Annotated in this window: 22 protein-coding genes, 1 tRNA gene and 1 pseudogene; 14 read left to right on the top strand and 10 right to left on the bottom strand. The window is 72.1% G+C overall.

The window, feature by feature from the left end; all coding sequences use genetic code 11:
* Nucleotides 1–105: 105 nt before the first annotated feature.
* The 4 genes from HK417_RS20255 (at nt 106) to HK417_RS20240 (ending at nt 5829) form a co-directional block, all read left to right on the top strand.
* A complete protein-coding gene (locus tag HK417_RS20255; RefSeq protein ID WP_222270415.1) occupies nt 106–2184 on the top strand; it encodes a prolyl oligopeptidase family serine peptidase in 2079 nt (692 codons plus the stop codon).
* Between the two features lie 210 nt (nt 2185–2394).
* Nucleotides 2395–3702: an MFS transporter gene (locus HK417_RS20250; protein WP_308123726.1), complete on the top strand. Its 1308-nt coding sequence runs from the start codon at nt 2395–2397 to the stop codon at nt 3700–3702.
* A complete protein-coding gene (locus HK417_RS20245; protein WP_222270413.1) occupies nt 3699–4133 on the top strand; it encodes a globin in 435 nt (144 codons plus the stop codon). The genes HK417_RS20250 and HK417_RS20245 overlap by 4 nt, the downstream gene beginning before the upstream one ends.
* 76 nt (nt 4134–4209) lie before the next feature.
* Nucleotides 4210–5829 (top strand): ATP-binding cassette domain-containing protein, encoded by a 1620-nt coding sequence (locus HK417_RS20240; protein WP_308123725.1) that lies wholly within the window; start codon nt 4210–4212, stop codon nt 5827–5829.
* A 113-nt stretch (nt 5830–5942) separates the two neighbouring features.
* Here the strand turns inward: HK417_RS20240 and HK417_RS20235 are convergent, their stop codons facing one another.
* Nucleotides 5943–6311: a hypothetical protein gene (locus HK417_RS20235; RefSeq protein WP_222270411.1), complete on the bottom strand. Its 369-nt coding sequence runs from the start codon at nt 6309–6311 to the stop codon at nt 5943–5945.
* 538 nt (nt 6312–6849) lie between these two features.
* Here HK417_RS20235 and HK417_RS20230 point away from each other — a divergent pair.
* The 6 genes from HK417_RS20230 (at nt 6850) to HK417_RS20205 (ending at nt 10164) form a co-directional block, all read left to right on the top strand.
* Nucleotides 6850–7413, top strand: a complete 564-nt coding sequence (locus tag HK417_RS20230; protein ID WP_222270409.1) for a biotin transporter BioY — start codon at nt 6850–6852, stop codon at nt 7411–7413.
* Nucleotides 7410–8144: an energy-coupling factor ABC transporter ATP-binding protein gene (locus HK417_RS20225; protein WP_222270407.1), complete on the top strand. Its 735-nt coding sequence runs from the start codon at nt 7410–7412 to the stop codon at nt 8142–8144. Before HK417_RS20230 ends, HK417_RS20225 begins: the two co-directional genes overlap by 4 nt.
* Complete coding sequence (locus HK417_RS20220) at nt 8141–8788, top strand: CbiQ family ECF transporter T component (protein ID WP_222270406.1); 648 nt, start codon at nt 8141–8143, stop codon at nt 8786–8788. The genes HK417_RS20225 and HK417_RS20220 overlap by 4 nt, the downstream gene beginning before the upstream one ends.
* Nucleotides 8785–9324 carry an MOSC domain-containing protein gene (locus tag HK417_RS20215; protein ID WP_222270396.1) on the top strand — a complete coding sequence of 180 codons (540 nt, stop codon included), beginning with the start codon at nt 8785–8787 and terminating at the stop codon, nt 9322–9324. Before HK417_RS20220 ends, HK417_RS20215 begins: the two co-directional genes overlap by 4 nt.
* Before the next feature lie 81 nt (nt 9325–9405).
* Nucleotides 9406–9600, top strand: coding sequence for a hypothetical protein (locus HK417_RS20210; RefSeq protein ID WP_222270394.1), 195 nt, complete (start codon nt 9406–9408; stop codon nt 9598–9600).
* Between the two features lie 15 nt (nt 9601–9615).
* A complete protein-coding gene (locus HK417_RS20205) occupies nt 9616–10164 on the top strand; it encodes an MBL fold metallo-hydrolase (RefSeq protein ID WP_222270392.1) in 549 nt (182 codons plus the stop codon).
* Nucleotides 10165–10189: 25 nt separating this feature from the next.
* Here HK417_RS20205 and HK417_RS20200 read toward each other — a convergent pair whose 3' ends face one another.
* Complete coding sequence (locus tag HK417_RS20200) at nt 10190–10594, bottom strand: acyl-CoA thioesterase (RefSeq protein WP_222270390.1); 405 nt, start codon at nt 10592–10594, stop codon at nt 10190–10192.
* Nucleotides 10595–10652: 58 nt separating this feature from the next.
* Between HK417_RS20200 and HK417_RS20195 the strand changes: the two genes are divergently transcribed.
* Nucleotides 10653–11084 (top strand): protein-tyrosine phosphatase family protein, encoded by a 432-nt coding sequence (locus tag HK417_RS20195; protein WP_261327417.1) that lies wholly within the window; start codon nt 10653–10655, stop codon nt 11082–11084.
* A gap of 72 nt (nt 11085–11156) precedes the next feature.
* On the opposite strand, the gene ettA is transcribed toward HK417_RS20195, so the two are convergent.
* The 3 genes from ettA to HK417_RS20180 all read right to left on the bottom strand — a co-directional run bounded on the left by ettA (nt 11157) and on the right by HK417_RS20180 (nt 14408).
* A complete protein-coding gene (ettA, locus tag HK417_RS20190) occupies nt 11157–12827 on the bottom strand; it encodes an energy-dependent translational throttle protein EttA (RefSeq protein ID WP_222270388.1) in 1671 nt (556 codons plus the stop codon).
* 111 nt (nt 12828–12938) lie between these two features.
* Nucleotides 12939–13439: a single-stranded DNA-binding protein gene (locus HK417_RS20185; RefSeq protein WP_222270386.1), complete on the bottom strand. Its 501-nt coding sequence runs from the start codon at nt 13437–13439 to the stop codon at nt 12939–12941.
* 165 nt (nt 13440–13604) lie between these two features.
* Complete coding sequence (locus tag HK417_RS20180; protein WP_222270367.1) at nt 13605–14408, bottom strand: class I SAM-dependent methyltransferase; 804 nt, start codon at nt 14406–14408, stop codon at nt 13605–13607.
* 129 nt (nt 14409–14537) lie between these two features.
* On the opposite strand from HK417_RS20180, the gene HK417_RS20175 reads away from it, so the two are divergent.
* A tRNA-Arg gene (locus HK417_RS20175) sits at nt 14538–14610 on the top strand.
* Nucleotides 14611–14729: 119 nt separating this feature from the next.
* Here HK417_RS20175 and fxsT read toward each other — a convergent pair.
* Nucleotides 14730–17405, bottom strand: coding sequence for an FxSxx-COOH system tetratricopeptide repeat protein (gene fxsT / locus HK417_RS20170; RefSeq protein WP_308123724.1), 2676 nt, complete (start codon nt 17403–17405; stop codon nt 14730–14732).
* A gap of 364 nt (nt 17406–17769) precedes the next feature.
* Here fxsT and HK417_RS20165 point away from each other — a divergent pair, with 364 nt between their 5' ends.
* The gene (locus HK417_RS20165; protein ID WP_222270363.1) at nt 17770–18228 is read left to right on the top strand and encodes a peptidase inhibitor family I36 protein; all 459 of its coding nucleotides are present in this window, start codon (nt 17770–17772) and stop codon (nt 18226–18228) included.
* Nucleotides 18229–18549: 321 nt separating this feature from the next.
* Nucleotides 18550–19050, top strand: coding sequence for a hypothetical protein (locus tag HK417_RS20160; RefSeq protein WP_222270361.1), 501 nt, complete (start codon nt 18550–18552; stop codon nt 19048–19050).
* Nucleotides 19051–19551: 501 nt separating this feature from the next.
* Here HK417_RS20160 and HK417_RS20155 read toward each other — a convergent pair.
* The 4 genes and pseudogenes from HK417_RS20155 to HK417_RS27020 all read right to left on the bottom strand — a co-directional run.
* Nucleotides 19552–20766, bottom strand: a complete 1215-nt coding sequence (locus HK417_RS20155; protein WP_222270358.1) for a tetratricopeptide repeat protein — start codon at nt 20764–20766, stop codon at nt 19552–19554.
* Nucleotides 20767–21518: 752 nt separating this feature from the next.
* Nucleotides 21519–21752, bottom strand: a complete 234-nt coding sequence (locus tag HK417_RS20150; protein ID WP_222270356.1) for a trypco2 family protein — start codon at nt 21750–21752, stop codon at nt 21519–21521.
* 259 nt (nt 21753–22011) lie between these two features.
* Complete coding sequence (locus HK417_RS20145) at nt 22012–22854, bottom strand: WD40 repeat domain-containing protein (protein WP_308123723.1); 843 nt, start codon at nt 22852–22854, stop codon at nt 22012–22014.
* A gap of 123 nt (nt 22855–22977) precedes the next feature.
* Nucleotides 22978–23082, bottom strand: a pseudogene (locus HK417_RS27020) (hypothetical protein); the annotation flags it as partial.
* Nucleotides 23083–23127: the final 45 nt, after the last annotated feature.

Below are 23127 nucleotides of genomic sequence, written 5' to 3'. Positions count from 1 at the left end.
CCGACGGCTTCGACGTCCCCCGGGCCCCATCATCCTGCACCGTCCTGGTGTGGTATCGCAGATGACGGGGAGGAGCGGGCCGCGGGGCCGGGCTACGGTCGGCCCGTGCGCTACCCCGACGCCCCCCGTCTGGACCTCGTCGAGCAGCTGTCCGGTCAGCGGGTCGCCGACCCGTACCGCTGGCTGGAGGACGCCGGCGACCCGCGGACCCAGGCCTGGGCCGCCGCCCAGGACGAGCTGGCCGCCGGGCTGCTCGCCACGCTGCCCGGGCGCCCCGCCTTCGCCGCGCGACTGGAGCAGCTGGTCCAGTCGGGCGCGGTCGGCGTCCCGGTCTGGCGCGCCGGCCGGGCGTTCTCCACCCGCCGCGACCCCGGGCAGGAGCACGCCGTCCTGCGGGTGACCGAGCCGGACGGCACCGTCCGGGTGCTGGTCGACCCGACCGCGCTGGACCCGGCCGGCACCACCACCCTCGACGCGTGGTCGCCGTCGTGGGAGGGGGACCGGCTCGCCTACCAGGTCTCGGTCGGCGGGGACGAGGAGTCGCAGCTGTACGTGCTGGACGTCGCCACCGGCGAGGTGCTGGAGGGGCCGATCGACCGGTGCCGCTACTCCCCCGTCGCCTGGCTGCCCGGCGGCGAGGAGCTGTGCTACGTCCGGCGGCTGGCGCCCGAGCTCGTGCCGGCCGGCGAGGAGCAGTTCCACCGCCGCGTGTGGCGGCACCGGATCGGCTCCGATCCGGACACCGACGTGCTGGTGCACGGCGAGGGGGGGGACCCGGCCACCTACTTCGGCGCGCGCACCAGCGCCGACGGCCGCTGGCTGGTGGTCTCGGCGTCCGTGGGCACCGCGCCGCGCGACGACGTGTGGCTGGCCGACCTGGCCGGGGACGGCGTCCTCCGCGAGCTGCAGGTCGGCGTCGACGCCCAGCTGACGGCCTGGGTGCCCCGGGACGGGCGGCTGTGGCTGCACACCGACCGGGACGCGCCCCGCGGGCGGCTGGCGGTCGCCGACCCGGCCGACCCGGCGACGTGGGCGCCGGCGGCCTGGCGGGACGTCGTGCCGGAGCAGCCCGACGGCGTGCTGTCCGACGTCGCGCTGGTCGACGGCCCGGACGGCGGCCTCGGCGTGCTCGCCGTGCACGCCGTGGACGCGACGGACCGGCTCTCGCTGTGGGCGGGGGACGGAGGTGGCCGGCAGGCCGAGGTGACCGCGCTGCGCCCCGGCAGCGTGTCCGCGGTCAGCGCACCGCCGGAGGGCGGCACGGCGGCCTGGGTCGGGTTCACCGACTACGCGACGCCGCCCTCGGTGCTGCGGTGGGACGCGGCCGACCCGGCGGCGCTCACCTCCTACGAGCAGGCCCCGGTGGCCGGGGAGGTGCCGCCCGTGCAGGTGGTCGAGACGCACGCGACGTCCCCCGACGGGACGCCGGTCCACCTGTTCGTGCTGTCCTCGGCCGGGACCCCCGACACCCCGCGCCCGACCGTGCTCTACGGCTACGGCGGGTTCAACGTCGCCCTCACCCCGGCCTACTCGGCCCAGGCGCTGGCCTGGGTGGCGGCCGGCGGCGTGTGGGTCGTGGCGAACCTGCGCGGCGGCTCCGAGCACGGCGAGGAGTGGCACCGCGCCGGGATGCGGGAGCGCAAGCAGAACGTGTTCGACGACTTCGCCGCCGCGGCCGAGCACCTGATCGCCACCGGCTGGACGACGCCGGCGCAGCTGGCGGTGATGGGCGGCTCGAACGGCGGCCTGCTGGTCGGCGCGCTGGCCACCCAGCGCCCGGACCTGGTCGCCGCGGTCGTCTGCAGCGCGCCGCTGCTGGACATGGTCCGGTACGAGCTGTTCGGCCTGGGCCGCACGTGGAACGACGAGTACGGCACCGCCGCCGACCCGGAGCAGCTGCGCTGGCTGCTCGGGTACTCGCCGTACCACCGGGTGGTCGAGGGCACCGCGTACCCCGCCGTCCTCTTCACCACCTTCGAGTCCGACACCCGGGTGGACCCGCTGCACGCCCGCAAGCTCGCCGCGGCGCTGCAGCACGCGACGACGGCGGAGGCGCCGATCGTGCTCCGCCGCGAGGTGGCGGTCGGCCACGGCGCGCGGGCGGTCAGCCGGACCGTCGGGCTGGCCGCGGACCAGCTGGCCTTCCTCGCGGCGCACACCGGCCTGGTGCCGCCGAGGGGCTGACCGGCAGGTGCGCGGCGACGCGGAAATGCCCCTTCGTGTGCAGACCAACGCGTGGAGTGATCGACCAGTCACGGAAAACCTGGGAGACTCCCGCGCCATGGACAGCGCACCGGTCGTCCCCGCGGCCGTCGGGCACGTCGCCGTCCTCGTCCGGGACACCGCCGGCCCGCTCGGGCGCCGCACCGGCGCGGGGGCCCCCTGAGCCGCGCCGTGGCCGGCCGCCCGGCCACGTTCCGCGAGGTCTTCGCCGTCGGCGAGTTCCGGCCGCTGTTCGGCTCCTACCTGCTGTCCACGATCGGCGACGAGCTCGCCCGGGTCGCGCTCACGATCCTCGTCTACCAGCGCACCGACTCGGCGCTGCTGTCGGCGGTCACCTTCGCGATCAGCTACCTCCCCTGGCTGGTCGCCGGGCCGGTGCTGGCCGCGCTGGCCGACCGGCTGCCGCGCCACCGGGTGCTCATCGCCAGCGACGTGGTGCGCGCCGTCCTGGTGGCGGTCATGGCGCTGCCCGGCGTCCCGCTGGGCGTGCTGCTCGTTCTGCTGCTGATCGTGTCGATGTGCGCGCCACCGTTCGAGGCCGCGCGGTCGGCGCTGATGGCCGACGTGCTCGAGGGCGACCGCTACGCGGTGGCCACGTCGGTCACCGGCGTCACCCAGCAGATCGCGCAGCTGCTCGGCTACCTGCTGGGCGGCACGCTCCTGGTCGCGCTGTCGCCGTCGGCGGCCCTGGTGATCGACGCCGCCACGTTCGCCGTCTCCGCCGCCTGGCTGGCCGCCCGGCTGCAGCGGCGTCCGGCTCCGGCGCTGACCGGCGGGGAGAGCCGGTCGCTGTGGCGGGACACCGCGGCCGGCCTGCGCTTCGTCGCCGGTGCGCCCCGCCTGCGGGCGATCGTGGGAGTGCTGTGGGTGGCCGCCCTCTTCAGCAGCGCGCCGGAGGGGATCGCCGCTCCGCTGGGCGTCCAGCTGCTGGACGGGATCGGCGCCACCGGGCTCCTGCTGGCCGCCAACCCGGCCGGCGCCACCGTGGGCGGGATCCTGGTGGGCCGGTTCTGCCCGCCCGGTCTGCGCGAGCGGCTGCTCCCGCCCCTGGTCGTGCTGTCCGTCGGCGCGGTGCTGCTGGCGGGACTGACGCCGCTGGTGCTGGGCACCGGTACCGCCGCCTTCGTCGTCGTCCTGGGCCTGCTCTTCCTCGGCGGGGTCGGCAGCGCCTGCTCCATCCCGCTCAACGTGGCCTTCGTCCAGGTCGTGCCGTCGGCCTACCGGGGGCGCGCGTTCGGGGTGGCGGTCGCGGGCCTGTCCGGGGTGCAGGGGCTCGGCGCGATCCTGGCCGGCCTCGGCGCGGAGCGGCTGCTGCCCAGCACCGTGGTCGCGCTCTGCGGGGCGCTCGGGCTGGTCGCCGTCGTCGGCCCGCTGCTGGCCCTGAACCGCACCCGGCCGGCCGGCCGGCAGCCGGGCCCGCAGGGAGACCCGGGACACGTGGCCGCCGAGGCCCGCGCTGAGGGACGATCGGGGACATGAGCGAGACGAGCCGGTCGCTGCCCTCGGCGAGCACCTTCTACGCCGAGATCGGCGGCGCGCCCACCTTCCGGGCGCTCGTCGCGCGCTTCTACGCAGGCGTGCGGGAGGACCCGGTCCTGCGGCCGATGTACCCGGCCGACGACTGGGAGGGCGCCGAGGCCCGGCTGCGGCTGTTCCTCGAGCAGTACTGGGGCGGCCCGCGGACGTACTCGGAGAACCGCGGGCACCCGCGGCTGCGGATGCGGCACGCGCCCTTCGCGGTCGACGAGGCGGCCCGCGACGCCTGGCTGCGGCACATGCGCGAGGCCGTCGACTCGCTGGAGCTGACCCCCGAGCAGGACGCCACGCTGTGGGGCTACCTGGAGATGGCCGCCCGCAGCATGCAGAACCGCTGGCCCGAGGCCGCCGGCGGGGACCTGTCCCCTGTCTGACCCAGCTCCCCGCGCGCCCCGCCCCGACTCGCCGACCCGGGAGGCGCGTTCCCGGACTGCGGGTAGCATCGGGCCGGTGACACAGCGTCGTGCGGACGCTGGGATCGTCGTCCGCCGACCGGTGTCGGGGACCTTCTTCGGGGAGGCTCGCGCGCCCATGACGGTGCTGCAGGTCGACGGCCTGAAGAAGTCCTTCGGCGCCCGTCGCGTCCTGCGGGACGTCTCCTTCAGCATCGCGGCGGGAGAGATCGTCGGGCTGGTCGGCACCAACGGGGCCGGCAAGTCGACGATGGGCGACATCCTCGCCGGCATCACCGCGGCCGACGCCGGGACCATGACGCTGAAGGACCACCCGTACGCGCCGCTGTCGGCGGCGGACGCCCGGCACCTCGGCGTCGGTGGGATCGAGCAGCTGGTGCGGATCGACCCGGAGCTCACCGTCGCGCAGGCCGTCTTCCGGGGGACGCCGCAGGCCGGGCGGCCCCAGGCGGAGCTGCGGGAGCAGGCGCAGGTCCTGCTCACCGAGGTCGGTCTCGACCTGGACCCGGACACCAGGGTCGGCGAGCTGCCGCACTTCGTGCACGGGCTGGTGGAGATCGCGCGCATGCTCGCCGAGGACACCGACCTGGTGGTGCTCGACGAGGTGTCGGCGGCGCTGCTGCCCGGGGAGGTCAACGGCCTGCACGCCGTCGCCGGCCGGCTCAGCCGCCAGGGGCGCGGCGTGCTCTACATCAGCCACCGGCTGCCGGAGATGCTCGAGGTGGTCGACCGGGTGCTCGTGCTGCGCGAGGGCCGGATCGCCCTGGACAGCCTGGCCGGCGCCCTGGACCCCGTCCGGCTGGCCGCGGAGACCGTGGGCGGGCCGGTGCCGCTGCCCGCGCCGCGGATGGCGCCGGTCCCGCCGCCCGCTCGCGCCGCCGACGACGCCGCCGCCGCACCGCCCGCGCCCCGACCGGCGCCCTCCGACGAGGTCGCGCTGCTGGTCCGGAACCTGCGGGTGCCCGGCGCGGTGCAGGGCGTGGACCTGCTGGTGCACCGGGGCGAGGTCGTCGGGCTGACCGGGCACCGCTCCTCCGGGTTGACCGAGATCGCCGCCGCCCTGTCCGGGGAGCTGCCCTCGGTCACCGACGAGGTGCTGCTGCACGGCAAGCCCCGGTTGCTGGCCGCGCGGCCCGACGACGACGCGCTGCGACTGCCTGCCTACCGCCCCGACGAGGACGCCTACGGGGTCGACCCGGGCGAGACGATCGCCCGGACGCTCACCCAGGAACGGTGGGGCGCGCTCACCGACCTGCGCAAGGAGATCGACACCCTGCGCGGCGTCATCCGCACCGTCCACCGGATGGACGTGAAGACGCTGAGCATCCGCACCGCCGTCGGCGCGCTGTCCGGCGGCGACCAGCACAAGCTCGCGCTGGCCCGGTGGATGGCGAACGCGGCGCGTGACGTCGTCGTCCTGCACGAGCCCACCCGGGGCCTGGACGTCCGTGCCCGCCAGCAGGTGCGCCAGTTGCTCGACGACGCGACCGCGCTCGGCAAGGCCGTGGTCGTCGTGTCGGTGGACCCCGACGAGCTGGCCGAGTGCTGCGACCGCGTCGGGATCGTGTCCGACGGCCGCGTGACGCGCTGGATCGACACCGCCGAGTTGGGCCTGGACGCCGTCCGGGACCGCATCGTCGAGGCCACCGCCGCCTGAGGCCCCGTGCCGACGCCCTACCCGACCCCGTTCGGGGAGGGCGTCAGCACTGCGCCGGCCCCGCTGCAGGGGCCGGCGCGAGCTTGCGAGTGGTGGGGCGGCGGCGTCCGCTCTCAGACGCTCACGTTGCCGGCGACCGCCCGGAGCTTGTGCCGGGCCAGCGCCAGGTTCGCCGTGACGCGGTTGAGCACCAGGTAGATGAACAGGCCGGCGTTGCCCTGGCCGCGGAGCACGTTGATCAGGTGGTACTGGCCCTGCAGCGTGATCAGGATGTCCTCGATCTCGTCCTTGAGCTCCAGGTCCGAGATCGTGCGCAGCTTGGCGCGGACCACGTTGGAGTTGCCGGCCGCCGCGACGTTGAGGTCGAAGCCGGGGGTGCCGCCGACTGCCAGGGCCATCCCGCTGTCGACGTCCACGATCGCGGCGCCGGTGGCGCCCTCGATCGCGAGCAGGTCGGCGATGACGTTGTCGAGCTGTGCCACGGTGGGGGCTCCTGTCGTTCTCGGTGGGGAACGCAGCGGGGTGCTGCGCACCGGGTGGGGGTGTGACCCCGCCGGCCGCGTCGGACCGGAAGTCCGGGCGGACACGGGACTCCGTTGCTCCGGCAGGGCCACGCTGGCGTGCGTCGCACCTGCCGGAGGGTCCGGAGCCGCCTGGCCCCCAGCGGGTGGCGGGTCGGGCGTGGGCTGCTGCGCCGGCCGGGAGCCGTCGTCGGGCACCCGGTCCGGCTCCCGCGAGGGCTCCGGGGAGGAGTCCTGCGGCTGTGGGCGCCCTCGCGACCACAGCGACGCCCACCACCCGGTTGCCATGCCGTCAATTCCGCCTTCGCCGAGGGGCTCAGGAACCCCAGACAACACGTCCCGGGTAGGCCAGGCAAACCGACGGACGTTCCTCGTGGTGAGCGGGCAGACACCCACCGCAAGCGGTCTCGGGGACCAGAGCGGGAGGTGGTCCGCCGGCCTCCGGTACCTTCCGCCGAGAACGGGCGGGCACCGGCCCGTGGCCCGTGGAGGAGACGTCGTGAAGACCCGTGACCTCGCCTACATCGCCATCTTCGCCGCGCTGACGGCGGTGCTCGGGCTGGTGCCCGCGATCAACGTCGGCCCGGTGCCGATCACCGCGCAGACCCTCGGGGTGATGCTGGCCGGCTCGGTGCTCGGCGCCAAGCGCGGATTTCTCGCGCTGCTGCTGTTCCTGCTGCTGGTCGCGATCGGACTGCCGCTGCTGCCCGGCGGCCGGGGTGGGCTCGGCGTCTTCGTCGGCCCCACGGCCGGCTACCTGTACGCCTGGCCGCTGGGCGCCTTCGTCGTCGGCCTGGTGACCGAGCTGGCCTGGCGGCGGTTCAACCTCGCGTGGGCCGCGCTGGCCAACGTGGTCGGCGGGGTGCTGGTCATCTACGCCGTGGGCATCCCCTTCGTCGCCGTGTACGCCGACGAGGTCACCCTGGGGCAGTCGCTGACCGGCTCGCTGAGCTTCCTGCCCGGTGACGCGGTCAAGGTCGCGGTCGCGTCGCTGATCGCCGTCCAGGTGCGTCGCGCCTACCCGGTCATCGAGCGGCCCCGCGGGGCGGCCGCGACCCCGTGAGACGCCGCCGGCCCGGTCCGCGGGCGGAGCCGGCCGCGGACCCGGCACGCGGCATCGAGCTGCGCGGCGTCGGGCACAGCTACGGCGAGCGGACCGTGCTGGCCGGCCTGGACCTGCAGCTGACCGAGCACCGGATCGGGGTCATCGGCGCGAACGGATCGGGCAAGAGCACCTTCGCCCGGCTGCTCAACGGCCTGGTGCAGCCCAGCGCCGGGCAGGTGCTGGTCGACGGACTGGACACCGCCACCCAGCTGCGGGCGGTCCGCCGCCGGGTCGGGTTCGTCTTCCAGGACCCCGACGCGCAGATCGTGCACCCCACGGTCGCCGAGGACGTCGCCTATGGACTGGAGAACCAGGGGGTGCCCCCGGCCGAGCGGGCCGAGCGCGTCGCGGCCGTGCTGGAGCGCTACGGGCTCGCCGGGCACGCCGACCACCCGGCGCACCTGCTCTCCGGCGGGCAGAAGCAGCTGCTGGCCATCGCCGGGGTGTTGGTGATGCGGCCGGCGCGGATCGTGTTCGACGAGCCGACGACGCTGCTGGACCTGGTCAACGCCCGCCGGGTGGCGCAGGTGGTCGCCGAGCTCCAGCAGCAGGTCGTCGTCGTCACCCACCAGCTCGACCTGCTCGACGGCTTCGACCGGGTGCTCGTCGTCGACTGCGGCCGGGTGGTCGCCGACGACGCCCCGGCACCCGCGGTGGCCGCCTACCTGGCCCTGATGGCCGGCCGGTGACGGCGCTCGCGCTCTACGTGCGGGGCACCAGCCCGGTGCACCGGTCCCCCGCCGGACTCAAGCTGCTGGCCCTCGCCGGGCTGAGCGTCCTCCTGTTCGCCGTCCCCACGGTGCCGGTGGCGGCCGGTGCGCTCGCCGCCGTCCTGGCGGTCGGGGTGGTCGCGGCCCGCCTGCCGGTGGCGTTGCTGGCCCGGCAGGTGCGGGCGGTGTGGGTGTGGCTGGTCGCCCTGGCCGTCGTCACCGCGATCGTGGGCGGCGTGGCCAGCGCGGCGCTGGTGACGTTGCGGCTGCTGGCGCTGGTGCTGGCCGCCGCGGTGGTCACCGCGACGTCGCGGGTCAGCGAGCTCGTCGCGGTCGTGGAGCGGCTGTGCGCGCCGCTGCGGCTGGTGGGCGTGCGACCCGCCCGGATCGGGCTGCTGATCGCGCTGACGCTGCGGTTCATCCCCCTGGTCGCCGAGCGGGCCGACCGGGTGCGGGAGGCCCAGGCGGCCCGCGGCGGGACGGTGCGCGGCGTGCGCGCGCTCGTCACGCTCGTGGTGCCCCTGCTGGTGCAGGTGCTGCAGCTGGCGCACACCACGGCCGAGGCGCTGGACGCGCGGGGCGCCGACGACGACGAGGCCCGCTCGGGGAGGATGCGCGGGTGACCGGGGTCGTGCTGGAGATCTGGACCGCGCCGGCCGCCGCGGCGCCGATGGTGCGGCGGCCCGCCGTGACGGCGCTGCCCGGGGCCGGCCTGGCCGGGGACCGCTACGCCCGGGGTGGTGGCACCTGGGCGGAGTACCCGGCGCAGGAGAAGCAGGTGACGCTCATCGACGCCGATGACGTGGCCGAGGTGGCCCGGCTGGCCGGCGTCGAGCTGTCCCCCGGCCAGACCCGCCGCAACGTGGTCACCCGCGGCATCGACCTGCCCGCGCTGGTGGGGAGCTGGTTCCTGGTCGGGGACGTGCTGCTGTTCGGCACCAAGCGCTGCCCGCCGTGCGCGCACCTGGAGAGGCTGACCGGGATGCGGCTGGTGAAGCCGCTCGCGCCCCGCGGCGGGATCAACGCGGCGGTGTTCACCGCGGGGACGGTCGCCGAAGGGGACGTCGTCCGGCCGGTGGACGACGCCGAGGCCGCCCGCCGGGGAGCGCCGACCGGACGCGACCGGCCGGTCCCGCGGATCGTCGCGCTCCCGGACTGAGCGGGGCCATTGTCGGCGTTCCAGCAGCGGAGGAGACTCGGCGGCCACGGGAATCCCGTCCCCACGATGGAGGAGCCCGCCGTGGACACGTCCGTCACGGAGATCGCCCCCGACGTCTACCGCCTGTCGACCTACGTCAGCGACGCGGACATCGTGTTCAACCAGTTCCTCGTCGACGCTGACGAACCGCTGATCTTCCACACGGGGCCACGCGCCCTGTTCCCGCTGGTGTCGGCAGCCGTCGCGCGGGTGGTGCCGGTGGAGCGGCTCCGCTAGATCACCTTCGGTCACGTGGAGGCCGACGAGTGCGGCGCGATGAACTCGTGGCTGGCGGCGGCACCGGAGTCGCAGGTGGCGCACGGCGCGCTCGGGTGCATGGTGTCCGTGGCCGACATGGCCGACCGGCCCCCGCGTCCGCTCCGGGACGGTGAGGTGCTGGACCTCGGCAATCGGCGAGTGCGGCGGATCGAGACCCCGCACGTGCCGCACGGTTGGGACGCCGGGCTCCTGTTCGAGGAGACGACCGGCACACTGCTGTGCGGGGACCTGTTCACCGCGATCGGGCAGGGCCCGGCGCTGACCGAGCAGGAGATCACCGGGCCGGCGCTGCACGCCGAGGACGTCTTCCACGCGACCTGCTTGACCCCGGCCACCGGACCGACGATCCGGGCGCTGAGCGACCTCCAGCCCGCCGCGCTCGGCCTCATGCACGGCCCCGCGCACATCGGCGACTGCGCGCATGCGCTGCGCGACCTGGCCGATGCCTACGATGCGCGCCTGAGTGCGGAGGGGGTCCGGCTGCACGGGCCGGTGGCGCCCCGGGCTGCCGACCGGGACTGACGGAGCCCCTCGGGAGACGATCCGATCAGGCCTCGTGGTACTTCGCGAGGAAGTCCAGCTCCTCGGGGGTGAGCCGGCGGGGGCGGTTGCGCGCGAAGTCGACGGGCGCGAGCTTCGTGCTGCCGGTGACGGCCAGCGTGCCGTGGTCGAACAGCTCGTAGTGGCAGCGGAACGACGCCGCCCGCACGTCGGACACCCAGATCTCCACCTGCAACGGCTCGGCGTCGTACTCGACCGAGCGCTTGTAGGCGATCTCGTGCGAGACGACGACGAGGCCGCGGCGGAGGCCGGTCGCCGCGTCATGCGTGGGGTGGTCGAAGAACAGGTCGACGCGGGCCGTCTCGAAGTAGCCGAGGAAGGCGACGTTGTTGATGTGCTGGTAGGCGTCCATGTCCGACCAGCGCATCGGGACGGCGACGATGTGCCTCACGCCGTCACCCTGCCCTACGGCCGGGTCGCCTGCTGCACGCGGCCCTACCCTCGCGGGCATGGGCGAGGCCTGGGACCCGAGGTCACCGGGCGCGCTCACGCTGCCGTCGGGACGGCGGGTGCGCGGCCGCGGGCTACGGGAGCCGCTGCCTCGGGGGCCGGTGCCGGAGCTGGGCGTGTACCTGCTGGGCCGCCGGCCGGCGCCGCAGCCGTGGGAGAGCCGCTGGGTGCGCTGGCCGGACTTCCGGCTGCCCGCCGACCCGGCCGAGCTGCGCGACGCACTGCACCAGGCGTGGGAGCGGGCCGCCGGCGAGCGGGTGGAGCTGGCCTGCGGAGGCGGTACGGGGCGCACCGGGACGGCGCTGGCCTGCCTCGCGGTGCTCGACGGCGTCCCACCCGAGGAGGCGGTGGCCTTCGTGCGCGAGCACTACCGGCGACGAGCGGTCGAGACCCCCGCCCAGCGGCGCTTCGTCGTCCGGTTCACCCCCTGAGACGTGCTGGAGCGGCCCCGCTGCAGGGCCCGCGCCGAGCTTGCGAGGCGCGGGGAGCAGCGGGGCCCGTCGTCAGTCGCGGCTCAGCTTGCGGTAGGTCGCCCGGTGCGGGCGGGCCGCCTCGGGGCCGAGCCGCTCGACCTTGTTCTTCTCGTAGTCCTCGAAGTTGCCCTCGAACCAGAACCACTTGGAGTCGCCCTCGTAGGCGAGGATGTGCGTCGCCACGCGGTCGAGGAACCAGCGGTCGTGGCTGACCACCACAGCGCAGCCGGGGAACTCCAGCAGCGCGCTCTCCAGGCTGGTGAGCGTCTCGGTGTCCAGGTCGTTGGTGGGCTCGTCGAGCAGCAGCAGGTTGCCGCCCTGCTTGAGGGTCAGCGCCAGGTTCAGCCGGTTGCGCTCGCCGCCGGACAGCACGCCGGCCTTCTTCTGCTGGTCCGGGCCCTTGAACCCGAATGCCGACACGTAGGCGCGTGAGGGCATCTCGACGTTGCCGACCTTGATGTGGTCCAGCCCGTCGGAGACGACCTCCCACAGCGACTTGTTCGGGTCGATCCCGGCACGGCTCTGCTCGACGTAGCTGATCTTGACGGTCTCGCCGACCTTGATCTCGCCGTCGTCGGGCTTGTCCTCGTCGACCAGCATCTTGAACAGCGTGGTCTTGCCGACCCCGTTCGGGCCGATGACCCCGACGATGCCGTTGCGCGGCAGCGTGAAGGACAGGTCGTCGATGAGCAGGCGGTCACCGAAGCCCTTGGTCAGGTCGCGGATCTCGATCACCACGCTGCCCAGCCGCGGGCCCGGCGGGATCTGGATCTCCTCGAAGTCGAGCTTGCGGAACTTGTCGGCCTCCGCTGCCATCTCCTCGTACCGCGCGAGGCGGGCCTTGCTCTTGGCCTGACGGGCCTTGGCGCCGGAGCGGACCCACTCGAGCTCGTCCCTCAGCCGCTTGGCGCGCTTGGCGTCCTTGGCGCCTTCCACCTTGAGGCGGGTGGACTTGGTCTCCAGGTAGGTGGAGTAGTTGCCCTCGTAGGGGTAGGCCCGACCGCGGTCGAGCTCGAGGATCCACTCGGCGACGTTGTCCAGGAAGTACCGGTCGTGGGTGACCGCGACGACGGTGCCGGCGTACTTCTCCAGGTGGGCCTCCAGCCACGCGACGCTCTCGGCGTCGAGGTGGTTGGTCGGCTCGTCGAGGAGCAGCAGGTCCGGGGCCTCGAGCAGCAGCTTGCACAGTGCGACGCGGCGGCGCTCACCGCCGGACAGCACCCGGACGTCGGCGTCGCCGGGCGGGCAGCGCAGCGCGTCCATGGCCTGCTCGATGCGGTTGTCGAGCTCCCAGCCGTCCGCGTTCTCGATGACCTCCATGAGCTCGCCCTGCTCGGCCAGCAGCGTGTCGAAGTCGGCGTCGGGCTCACCCATGGCGGCGCTCACCTGCTCGAAGCGGGTCAGCGCGTCGCGGACCTCCTTCACCGCCTCCTCGACGTTGCCGCGCACGTCGAGCTCCTCGTTCAGCGGGGGCTCCTGCTGCAGGATGCCGACCGTGGCGCCCGGCGCGAGCGTGGTGTCACCGTTGGACGCGTGCTCGAGGCCCGCCATGATCTTGAGGACAGTCGACTTGCCGGCGCCGTTCGGGCCGACCACGCCGATCTTGGCGCCCGGGAGGAACGCCAGGGTGACGTCGTCGAGGATCACCTTGTCGCCGTGCGCCTTGCGGGCACGGACCATCGAGTAGATGTACTGGGCCACTGGGGTGTCGAGCCTTCCGTCGGGTCGCGATCGGGGACGGGCCGGCGCAGCCGTGTGCGCACCGGCCCCGCCCCCTGCGGTCTCACCTCCGATCCTCCCAGTTCGGGAGGCTCACGTCAGCGCCGGTACCGGCTCACTGACGTCGGAGTCCGAAGGGTCCAACGTCTCGACCCCCTCGATGTAGTCCGTGGACCGTCCGGCGAACGGGTCCTCGTCCGCCTCGTGGGGTGCGGGCACCTCCGAGGTCGGGTCCGCGCGGGCCGGCCGCTTGAACTCCGACCACCCGCGGGCCAGGTTCAGCCCGACGGCGATGGCCTTCATCCGGTTGGCGCTGCGCCGGCCGGCCTCGCTGTCCCACGACTCGGTCGCCAGGTTGCCGACCACGAGCACCGGGTCGCCCTTGCTGATGCTGCGGGAGACGTTGCCGCTGAGCTCGCCCCAGCAGGCGACGTCGATCCAGAGCGTCGCACCGTCGACGAAGCCCTTGACCTCCTCGTCCCAGCGACGGCTGGTGGAGGCCATGCGGAAGTTGGTGACCGTCCCGTTGCTGGTCCGGCTGCGGCGGGGGACGTCGACGACGTTGCCGACGACGTGGATGGTGGTCTCGTACACGGTGCTCCTCGGGTGCGGTGGGTGCCGCGGCGGCCTGCCGGGCTGTGACCACCGTGCTGGCCGGCGCTCCCCCGCGGTGCCCGATGGACGCTTCTGTGGACACCGCCCCCGACTGTGGACGGCGACCGGCCCGTTCGACGCCGGTGTGCTGCCCGCCTGCGTGGTTCAGCGGCGTCCGCGCACGGTCCAGGCACGCGCGGTCAGGTGGATGCTGCCGTCCTCGGCGGCCGGGAGGCGGGTGCGGAGCACCTCGCGCAACGCCTCCCGGTCCTGATCGCCGAGGGCCAGGACGTAGCCCGGCGCCGGGCATGTCCCCCCGAGGAAGGGCGTCCAAAGGTCGTCGAAGTCCGCGAACACCGTGGGCACGACGATCGCCTCGACGGCCACGTCGTGGAGCCCCCCTGCGGTGAGGAGCTCGTGCAGCCGATCGGGCCGGCAGAGAGGGAAGCGCACGCCCTCGTCGAGCTCGCGGGCGCCCGGGTCGAGTTCGACGGCCGCGTCCCAGAACCGGCGCATCAGCTCCATGCCCTCGGCGTAGTCCCACACGTACAGGGCCACGGTCGCCCCGGCCGTCGCCACCCGGCACATCTCTGCCAGGGCCGCGGACGCGTCCGGGACGAAGTTGAGGACCAGACCGGAGACAACGGCATCGACGGCCCCCTCGGTGACGGGCAGGGCCTGCGCCGCGCCGGCGCGGAATTGGACGCGCGGGTCGGTCAGGCGCGCGGCGGCGTGCGCGAGGAAGGCGGGCGCGGGATCGACACCGATCACCGAGGCGGGGTTGGCGACGGCCAGCACCTCGCCGGTGAGCACTCCGGTGCCGCACCCGACGTCGAGCAAGCGGCGCCGGGCAGGAACGGCCAGTCGAGCCACGAACGCGCGGGCCACGAGGCGGCTCCAGCGGCCCACGTAGCGCTCGTACTGGTGTCCGTCGGCCCAGGGGCCCGGTGGTGTCCCGGTTCCCGTCACGGCCGGCTCCTCCCGACGCGCCCCGCCGCACCGGGCAGCCTGGACCGGCTCCGACCGCCCGTCAACGAGCACAGACCTCAGAGCTGCTCACCTTCCTCACGGCGGAGCCGGTGCGATGATCAGTGCCGAGCGCCCGTAGCTCAGCGGATAGAGCAGGTGCCTTCTAAGCACTTGGCCGCAGGTTCGAGTCCTGCCGGGCGCGCATGCGGACTCTGAGCTGCAGAAATACCCGGATCAGTGTGCTTCGGCTCTTAGCACAGCGCTGGCAGTGGGTGATTGCGTGGTCATCCACAATGAAGGGGCCGCTGCTCGCAGTCCGCATTAGGTGATGTTGGCGGCCTGGGTGAGGTACCTCGTGATCGGGTGGCCCGGGCCCAGCAGCCGGCGGCTGCGCTGCAGGCTGTCCTCGCCCAGGGCGCGGGCGGGCTCGGCCTCGCCCAGCTCGTTTAGGGCGTGGGTGAGGGCGGCCGCCGCTAACAGGGTGATCAGGTGATCCTCGCGGAACACCTTGCGGCTGCGCCGCAGGGTGTCTTCGCCCAGGGCGCGGGCGGGCTCGGCCTCGCCCAGCTCGTTTAGGGCGTGGGTGAGGGCGGCCGCCGCCGACAGGGTGGTGGGGTGGTCCGGGCCCAGCACACGGCGGCTGCGCTGCAGGGTGTCTTCGCCCAAGGCGCGGGCCGGTTGCGCCTCGCCCAGTTGGACCAAGGCGTGGATGAGGTCGGTCGCCGCCAACAGAGTGGTGGCGTGGTCGGGGCCGAGTACCCGGCGGCTGCGCTGCAGGGTGTCTTCGCCCAGGGCGCGGGCCGGCCGTGCCTCGCCCAGCTGGACCAGGGCGACACCCAGGGTGGCCGCCGTCCACAGTGTTTTGGCATGGTCGGGGCTCAGCACCCGGCGGCTGCGCTGCAGGGTGTCCTCGCCCAGGGCGCGGGCCCGCTCCGCCTCACCCAGCTGGACCAGGGCGAGGGTAAGACCACTCGCGGCGGTCAGAGTGTCGGGATGGTCGGGGCCGAGGATGGACCGCCAGCGGTCGAGCAGCGGTTCGGCCACGGATCGGGTGGCGCGGCTGTCTCCGAGGCCTTGCAGGTAGCGCGAGGTGTCCAGGACGAGTTGCCGGCTGGTGGGAGAGTGGTCACCCAGCGGAGCGGTGGTCAGCACGTGCGGAGTGAGCTCGGCGTAGGCGGCCTGGTTGATCGGATCCTCCGGGTCCCGGGGGGATGCGGCGGTCAGCAGCGCCAGCACCCGCTCGGCGGTGGTCTGCTGCCGGTCGGGCGGCAGCCGGTAGCGGATCACCGCCTGCACCAGCCGGTGGACCTGGAAGCCGTCGGGGTGGCGGCGGGCCAGGGAGTAGCCGACCAGCGCGCCGACGGTGTCGGCGAGGGCGTCGGGGTCGGCGGCCGTGGTTTGCAGCGGCTCGTCGAGCAGGTCGGCGTGCCCGTTGAACAGAGACAGCGGAATGGGTTCGGGGGCGAGGAAGGCGGCCAGCTCCAGCAGCTGCACCACCGCCGGGTCCTCGCTGCGGAGCCGGTCTAGGGACAGCGCCCAGGCGGTGTCGATCCGCCCGGCATAGCCGACCACCTCACCGCGGGCCAGCAGGGTCGCTCGGTGGGCGCGGAACCGGCGCAGATAGGCCGCCGCCGGCAGGTCGGTCTGCTCCAGGTAGCCGGCGGCCTGCGCGGCGGCCAGCGGCAGGTCGCCGAGTTCGGCGGCGAGCTGATCGGCCAGCTGCTCGTCCAGGGTCGAAATCCGGGCCCGCAGCAGCGCCACCGTCTCCGGCCGGGTCAGCACGTCGACCTCCAACCGCCCGCCCAGTGCCCCCCAGCCGGGAAAGCGGGAGGTGATCAACACGTGCCCGGCCCCGCCGGGCCGATAGTCGGCGATATCCTGCGGCCGCTCGGCGTTGTCGAAGAGCAGCAGCCAGCCGGGCCGGCCGCGCAGCTCACCCAACAGCCGCTCCACGGTGTCGGCCACCGTGTGCCCGGATGGCAGATCGAGCCGGGCGGCGAGCCGGGCGAGCTGGTCGGGGATGAGCACCGGCTGCTCGGCGTCGATCCACCAGACCAGGTCGTAGTCGGCGGCATACCGATGGGCGTACTCGAGCGCCAGCTGGGTCTTGCCCACTCCGCCCAGCCCGTACAGCGCCTGCACCACCAGCGTTGGTTGCTCCGCGCGCAGCCGCCGCCGCAGCTCGGCCAGCATGTCGTCCCGACCGGTGAAGTGGGGATTGCGGGCTGGCGTGTTCGACACCCGCGGCCGCGGGACGGCGGGAGAGCCCCACGTGTCGGCTGACGCGTGGAGGGTGGGCTCGGCCGGTGGGGTCCAGTCCAGGCACGGGTCGTGGGTGAGGATGGCGCCCTCGAGCGCCTGCAGCGCCCGACCGGGGTCGATGCCCAGCTCCTCCGACAGGATCTCGCGGGCCCGCCGGTAGACCTCTAGCGCCTCGGCCTGCCGGCCCGAGCGGTACAGGCTGAGCATGAACAGCCGGTGCAGGCCCTCATGCAGGGGATGCTCGGCGACGAGGGCCTCCAGTTCGCCGATGAGCTGGGTATGTCGCCCGAGTGCGAGATCCGCCTCTAGGCGTGCCTCGAGGGCACTAAGCCGCTGCTGCTCCAGGCGCGGAATCACGGTCTGCGTGAAGGGCTGCTCGGCGAACTCGGCCAGCGGCGGCCCCCGCCATAGCTCGAGCGCCTCGCGTAGCGTGCTCGCGGCCCGGGCCGGTGCCAGGCGCAGCGCCTGGGTTCCCTCACGGACCAGCCGCTGAAAGCGATACAGATCGACGTGCTCGGGGTCGAGCTCGAGCAGATAACCGGGTCCGCGCCGCAGCAAGACCGCGGGACCCGCCCCGTCGGGCGGATTCTTCACCTGCAGGGCCTTGCGTAGCCGCGAGACATAGCCCTGCACGATGTTGGTCGCGCTCGCCGGCGCCCGGTCCCCCCACAGACCGTCGATCAGGACGTCGATGGAGACCACCTCGTTGAGGTGCAGCGCCAGCATGGCCAGCACACCGCGCTGCTGGACACCCCCCAGGACAAGCGGTCTGCCTGTCCCCCGAACCTCGAGCGGGCCGAGCATCCGAAGATCCATACCGGATCCCTCCGCTCCGCACAGCTGACCGGGCCGTTCCGGTCACCCACCCCTCGGCAACTGCGCGCCTGCAGCCGACCACGTAGCGCCACCGCTAAGGGTCTCCGCCTTCAAGCGTCCTTTCAAGCCCTTCCAGCGGCCATCCATCACTCTTCAAGCCCGCACCGCCAACCTTGAGACGCCAGATACACGAAGAGAACCAAGGAGTGACGCGATGCCCACAACCATGACAGCTCGACCGCCGCAGCTCCCGCGACGGATCACCAATCCTTAAGGAAACGATATGTTCAAGCGAACTGCTTTGACCGGCCTGCTCGTCGCGGTCGTGTCGCTCGGCCTTAGCGAGGTGGCTTACGCGCCGGTCATCAATGGCACCCCCGCCGCGGACGAGCTCCAAGGAACCCTCCAAGACGACCAGATGTTGTCCTACGTCCCGAAAAACGGCGTCTGCGAAGAGGAGGAGTTGTGCCTCTTCAGCCGCGACAACTTCCGTGGGGACGTCTACGACTTCGCGCCGTGCGAGAACGTACCTAGTTTCTTCGGCATTCGATTCATCAACAGCGCCAGGTCGTTGAACAACAACGCCGAGTCGGTCTGGAACCGGAGTGGCTACATCTACGAAATCTACGACCTCTCAAACTACCGCGGTCAGAGTATGGAAATCTTAGGCGGGAGGATCAACGAGGACGATCTGGGGGCTCTTGCGGACGACATTTCGTCTCATCAGTGCACCGGCAACTAGGGCGTTCGCTGGGGCGAGATCCCCATCCACTACACAAACCGCGCCGATCATTTGGCGCGTGGACGGCTCGTCAAAGAGGTCTACGGGGACGACGGGTGCTGCGCTGGCGCCAGAGACTGCCAGCTAGCAGTTCTGGTTCTTCCGTGGCCACTGGCGGTGGCGCCCGCCGAACTGAGCTATTCGCTCCTGACGTACATAGGTGACGGGACCGTGCCTGTGTCGTGACGGGTGCCACCGAGAAGATCAACGCAAGTGAGCTTGCGACGGACGCATTCCACATCTGCCAGCCGTACACGGGAATTACAGAAGGAGAGAGTAGCCATGGCGGTACATATCTTTGCATTTGGCTCGCACGGTACGTCGGCTTGGGCGGAAAGGTCTGGCCCCGGCGTTTTTGACAATGTTGGCGGGATCCCATATACCGACCTGACAGGTCTTCGGCGAGGATGGGGGACGACGTATCGAGGCAAGGCGGGCCAAGCGGTCTATTTCCACAATCCGGTGACCGCCCTTGAATCAATCGAGTCGGAAGACTCCACTCCGTTACTGACGCAGTTCGGTGCGAGGTTCGAGTTGATGGAGACTGCTCGTGTGACCAGTGTCCAAGTTTGGAACGGCGAGAAGCAGATCCAGACATACGATGGCCTCAACATCGGCCCCAGCGCGAGTGCCCCGGTTATCTTCGACCGCCAATTTGCCCCTGGCCTGGGGTTGCCACGACGCGGGATCGACGTGGTTGTTGGCGTGTCATTCGGCGCGTCGTCGAGCGATGTGACCTTCTTTGGTGCATGGGCGCACTACCAGGTCGACGTTCTGTGGTGACATCCACACCTGCGACTGCCGCGATGCAGGTTGCGGACTGAACCGCCCCGGCGAGTCCGGAGACTCAGGGGGTTGAGACCCCGACCATCTGCCGGGGCGGGGCTAGCTGACAGGCCTGGAGTAGGTTGCGTGGCACTCGTGGGGTTCGGCAAGTACAGACCGGTAGCGCTGGTACATCGAGTCAAGGTCGAAGCAGTGACCAGATAACTATGGCGCCTACGCTCCCGCTCGATCTGCGAACATGCAGGTCAGCACAGCGTTTCGGCTCGGACAGCTTCTAAGCACAGGGCCGCAGGTTCGAATCCTGCCGGGCGCGCATGCAGCCTCTGAGCTGCAGGTCTATAGTTCTGCCAGTGGGTGAGCAGGCAGCACAGCGCTCAGACGCCTGAGACTCCCCGTAACCTGCTGATATTGCCCGTAACCTTTCGCTGATATTGCTGGCGTGAACGGCACGCTGTGGCCACCACGCTGGCACCACGACAACCCCTGATGTTGTAGCCGTCAGAGGGGACCGGTTAGTGCCGCGGCACTGTCGAAAAGCATAATCTGAGAGCGGCACAGGATATGGTCGCCGAGCCGCCGCCCGATTTGCTGATAGTCGTTCTCTGCGGCAAGGATGAACCGCTTGCTGCGCGCGGCTTCCGGCACCCCGGGCCACGCCACGGTGGGCGGCTGCACGACCAGCGTTTCGGTGAAGGGAGACCGGGGCGGTTCGCGTAGGGGTGGCCGCCCGATCCAGGGGGCCCCGGCGTGCGGGTCCCAGGCGAGATCCATGTGCGCGGTGGTCGCGTGTGCGGCGGCGTAGCCGTCGGTTCCCCAGATGTGCGGCGGGGCGATGAGGGTTTCAAAATAGGATGCGGGCAGCGTCTCCAGCGGCGCGCCGGTCGCCGGTGAGAACAGCCCGTACTCGCCGCTCCTCAGGGGTTGGGCGATCATTCGCGGGGTTGCGAGCAGCGGTCGCTCGTTGTCCGCCCACCACCGGTGCCAGCGCAGGGCCCCGGATTCGGCGTCGAACATCGACAGGAGCCCGATCTGGGGCTGGTAACTGTCCGCGCCGGGATTCCACTGCGTTGCCCAGGCCACGAGCGCATCGCCTGTCCCGAGAGAGATCGTCATGATCGAACTGGAGGCTGCTCGCCAGATGTGCGCCCGGGAGAACAGAAAGCGTTCCAGGCGCTTCGAGACGGGCTTGGCAATCCGTCCGGCGATCCAGAGTTGCGGGTTCAACAGCGGAGAACCGCCCAGCGATCCGTAGGTGACCTCCGCATCGCGCCCGGCCAGGCGTCGGCCCCAGATCGGCCGTTGCCCCGCAGGCGGACCGGGACGAGCCGCTCCCCGCCCCGTAGTTGGGGCGGCGAGATACGGGTTGAGGGTCAGCGCCTCCCGCATCTCGGCCTCGGCTCCGGCACGACCCTGCACCGCCAGGACGAGCGACAGCCAGTAGCGCACTACGGCGCTGCGCGGTTCCCGGTTCCTCGCCTGGGTGAGGCTTCGCCTCGCCTCGTCGAGATCGTCTTGCAGGATGTAGGCGAACCCGTCGAGCAGCAGCGCCCGCCGGTCGTCGCCCAGCCACTTCCGCATCTGCTGGACACCGTTCAAGATCTGCCGAATCTCGGGCTCGAACTCCCCGCCCAGCGATGCCCTCCCCCGTGCGGACACGGCGGACAAGGTGGCCTGAGCGATAGCGCCTGCGATGCTTGAGGTGATCAGGTCCACCCCGATCAGTGTGGCGGTAATCACGTTCTAGGGGTAGCCGCCGTGCGTCGCCTCGGCACAGCCGCCGGGGCGGGTGCCCAGGAGACCGGGCGCGGGCCGCTGGACCCGGGACGCTCAGCCGGCAGGTGGTCGAGCGCCTGAAGGCTGGCGACTGGGAAGGCGATCCGCTGGCGCTCCAGGAGCGGCTGCTGCCGCAGGAGGCGCTCCCCGGTCGGGCTCGGACGGCGACGCAGCTGTACGACGCAGCAGTATTACGGGGACTTCGTGCAGGGCCCGTTCGACGTGTCGGCGCGCCACAGCCCGTTGTCGCCTCCAAGCACCGGGTGGTGGTCGAGGACTTGTTAGACGGTGCTGACGATCCACCTGTCAGCACTACTGACCTCGCGCATGGTTAGCGGGGCGGCTTGCTCGTGACGAGCGGGGCAGGGTCGTGGTGTGTCGAGTCACCGACCCGTGCCGCCGCTGTCGCCGATCGCCGGGTGACCGGACTGTCCCGGGAAGCGCTGGCTGAGCTGGTCGCCGAGCAGCTCCCGTAGGCCACGCCACCTCTGGCTCGGGCGGCGTCCAGGTCGGCGGTGTCACCCCGTGCGGACCTCATCAACTCCAACAGCCTGGAGCATGCAGTCACGGGAACTCGACGCCGTCGCTAGCACGTCCTTGATCTCGTGGGTGGTCTCGGCGACCTTCACCGGATTGCCGTGGCGGTCCACCGGCCCACCGAATATCACCGTCACCGTCTGCAGGCTCTCCCGCTACCAGCCGCCGGACCCACCCAGCTCCACGTTGATGATCGGCACCTTGAACCCGGCCGTGCCGTCGGCCTTGCGGGTGGCGGTGACCTTCAGCTCCACGGTCATCGACTGCACCGGCAGCTGGATCTCCGCCCCCGCCCCCGCCGCCCGCGCCTGCAACAGGTCATCCCGCAGCATCGCGATCGCATCCGCCAGCCCGATGCCGTCTTCCGCGTCGCGCCCGCTACCAGCCATCGCACAACCTCCCCCGCTCCCCGAGCCGAGGCCGGAGTGTTCCACCGACCGGAGATCAAGTGCGCATTCTCTGTCCGAGGCCCGCGCTACTTCATCAGCCATGTCCACGAAACCGCGCACACCACGCCACTCCCCCACGGGGACGACGCTGGCGAACGGCTCACCTCACGGTGCCCAAGTCCCCCCGGTGTCCCGAATCGTCTCGACGGCGACGTGGCACGAACTCCCTCGCTTGGAGCCCGGAGACGTGGCAGGTCACCTATCGACCTGTCGTGCCGCCGCGTCGATCGGCTAACGACCACAACGACCAGCCTGCACGCCCCTCCGCTAAGGCCAGCCGGGACTCCCGTCGCTCCGCTGATGCGGACGCTGCAACCGCGGACGCGTGGCATGCGATTTCAGCGAGCGGCGTTTCCCCCATTGAGTCCCATACCCGCACCATCCGGTCGCCCCCGCTGGTGACCACCCGCCCGTCGGCGAGCACCGTCACAGCCCACACGCCACCGCTGTGCTCGCCTAGCAGGACGGGCGCGGCGTCCGAGCGGGCTGGATCCCACGCCAGCACTCGCCCATCGTCTCCGCCGGTGACAACCCGCCCGTCGGCAAGTACCGCCACCGCGCGCACCCAGCCAACGTTGGCGCCCAGCACGATGGGCGCTACATCCAGGTGATCCGGATCCCACACCACCAACATGTCGTCCCCGCCGGTGACCACCCGTCCGTCGGCGAATACGCCCACCGCATTCACCGAGTAGACGTAGCCCTCGGACGCGTCCTCACCGAGCACGATCGGCGCGGCGCCTGGGCGGTTTGGATCCCACACCAGCGCCCTGTTGCCTCCGCCGGTGAGCACCCGCCCGTCCCCGAGGGTCGCCATTGCCAGGCTCATGGGCGAGCTCCAGGACGAGGCCCAGCTGACATGATCACCCAGCCGGATAGGCGGTGAACCAGGGCGGGCTGGATCGCAAGCCAGTACCTCCCCGTCATCCCAACCGGTGACCACCCGGCCATCGGCGAGCACGGCCACCGCCGACACGTGGGCCAAGTGCTCCACCAGCTTGATCGGCGCGGCGACCGGCCGGGCCGAATCCCACAGCAGCACTCCATCTTCTTCGCCGGTGACTAATCGGCCATCGCCTAATACGGCGACCGCCCACGCGGCGTGTGCTGTCCCACCAGGGTGAACCGGTGCTGCGGCGGCCAAGCGGCCCGGATCCCACACAAGCACCCGTCTGTCAGTGCCGGCAGTGACCACCCGGCCATCGGGGAGCACGGCCACGGCCGACACTCCGCTGAAGTGCTCGTGGAGTTGACCCGGTCCCGTGGTCACCTCGCTTCTGCGGCCTGAGGTTCAGGCTGCGGTGGTGAGAGTGTG

This window comes from Modestobacter marinus (assembly GCF_019799945.1).
Classification (GTDB): domain Bacteria; phylum Actinomycetota; class Actinomycetes; order Mycobacteriales; family Geodermatophilaceae; genus Modestobacter; species Modestobacter marinus_B.
Note: the sequence above shows the minus strand (reverse complement) of the source record. Positions and strands in the feature narration are given on the sequence as shown.

Bases quoted from the DNA above. Each gene is read 5' to 3' on its own strand.
- HK417_RS20245 (WP_222270413.1), top strand. From the start codon at position 3,699: ATGAGCGAGACGAGCCGGTCGCTGCCCTCGGCGAGCACCTTCTACGCC.
- HK417_RS20195 (WP_261327417.1), top strand. From the start codon at position 10,653: ATGGGCGAGGCCTGGGACCCGAGGTCACCGGGCGCGCTCACGCTGCCG.
- HK417_RS20165 (WP_222270363.1), top strand. From the start codon at position 17,770: ATGTTCAAGCGAACTGCTTTGACCGGCCTGCTCGTCGCGGTCGTGTCG.
- HK417_RS20160 (WP_222270361.1), top strand. From the start codon at position 18,550: ATGGCGGTACATATCTTTGCATTTGGCTCGCACGGTACGTCGGCTTGG.
- HK417_RS20150 (WP_222270356.1), bottom strand. From the start codon at position 21,752: ATGGCTGGTAGCGGGCGCGACGCGGAAGACGGCATCGGGCTGGCGGAT.